This window comes from Merdimmobilis hominis (assembly GCF_016901855.1).
Classification (GTDB): Bacteria; Bacillota; Clostridia; order Oscillospirales; family Ruminococcaceae; genus Paludihabitans.
In genome coordinates this window covers 1-1616 of record NZ_JACJKY010000048.1, presented here as the reverse complement: position 1 = coordinate 1616, position 1616 = coordinate 1, and the positions used below count along the sequence as shown (strand labels likewise).

Below are 1616 nucleotides of genomic sequence, written 5' to 3'. Positions count from 1 at the left end.
ATCGGAAACGGCGCCGAGCTTCGGAAGCTTTTACATTTGACACAGTAAAAACGAACACGTTACCAAACGACAAGGAGGCGAGTTCTATGAAAAAAGCAATTTCCCTTTTTCTGATTCTCTGCATCAGCACAGTGTTGTTAAGCGCATGCAGCCCGCCCATCCCCACAAGTGACCAATACGTTGAAGGGCAAGACTGTCAATATATGTATAATGGACAAGGAAGGTTTCGTATCTGTTCCACAGGCGACAGTTACTATTACCTTGCGCCTAGCGGTACGATCTATATCATTGACAAGCAAACGCTTATCTGCGTGCCGTTTTGCAATAAACCAAACTGTGCACACAACAGTAAAGAATGCATCGCACATGCAAAACCAAGGGGAATTTGGTTTTATCAAGGATCACTCTATGTCGTCGATGAGCGCGGCGATGAACAAGCTGAGGTAAATGAACTGGAATCAAACATCCTTTATAAACTCTCGCTTGACGGTACTTCAAAAGATTTCGTTCGATATGTACCTTCATCCGGAAGCAGTTTTATTCACCGCGGATATTACTATGCAAATCATTATGACGGTGTGTATCGTTATTCACTGACAGACAAGGAAGAGGGTGAATTGATCATTGAACGCACGGAGGATGCCGAACCGATTCTCCGAAATATATATGGAAACTCTCTCTATGTTCATGTGACGCGTTTTGAATCGCAGCCTGCAATCGAAGAATTGCGGTATGATATCAGTGACCTTTCTTCCCCGGTTACTACCGGCTATATCGAAGTAAAAGAAGATAAGACGGAGGCCGTTTTATCGCAGTGTATCACACCGGAAGGAATTTTTGCAAAGAAAGTACTTTCCGACAATCAGGCAACAACCATTTATGATTCCACTTTCCTGTGGGCGGATTATAACGGAAACGAACGGGAAGATGTTGGTTTTTTAGTAAATGATGTAGACACCTCTGTCATGAGCGGAATGGCAACCGCAGATTCGTCTTATTATTACTATTTTGCAGAACCCGGCGTGCCTGTTGAACGTGAACGGTTTGAGCAAAGCGTACTTCTGATTTATGATCGAAAAACAAAGGAAAAGTGCGAGGAAATCCCGTTTTATACGGAATACGGCAGCTTATTCGCACCATACTTAGGCGATGACCGCTATCTGTTTATGGAGTTTGAAACAAGACATTATTACGATGAGAACAAACAGTATGTCAGAGAGCCTGATTCCTACATGTCGCTGTGCATTCTTGATAAACAGCAAATCGGAAAAGGCGCTGAAATCCGTGAGCTGGTACGCGGAGCACAGTAAGAACAAACACAGCACCAAATAACAAGGAGGCGAGTTCTATGAAAAAAACAATTTCTCTTTTCCTGATTCTCTGTATCTGTGTATCATTCGCTGCATGCAGCCCGCCCATCCCCACAAGTGACCAATACGTTGAAGGATATGATCTGCAAAATATGTTTGGAAATGCACCGGAATTTCGGATGTGCGCATCAGACGATAGCTATTATTATTTAGCGCCGACCGGAACAATCTATATCATTGACAAACAAACACTCAACTGTGTACCGTTTTGCAGCAAGCCGAACTGCAAGCATGACAACGCACAGT

At 43.5% G+C, this 1616-nt stretch carries 2 protein-coding genes; both read left to right on the top strand.

Going from position 1 to position 1616, the window contains the following annotated elements; all coding sequences use genetic code 11:
- The first annotated feature begins 86 nt into the window (after positions 1-86).
- On the top strand, positions 87-1310 hold the full coding sequence (locus H6A12_RS12945) for a hypothetical protein (RefSeq protein WP_204448421.1): 1224 nt from the start codon (positions 87-89) through the stop codon (positions 1308-1310).
- Positions 1311-1348: 38 nt separating this feature from the next.
- The coding region (locus tag H6A12_RS12940; protein ID WP_204448420.1) for a hypothetical protein at positions 1349-1616 on the top strand (268 nt) is incomplete at its 3' end.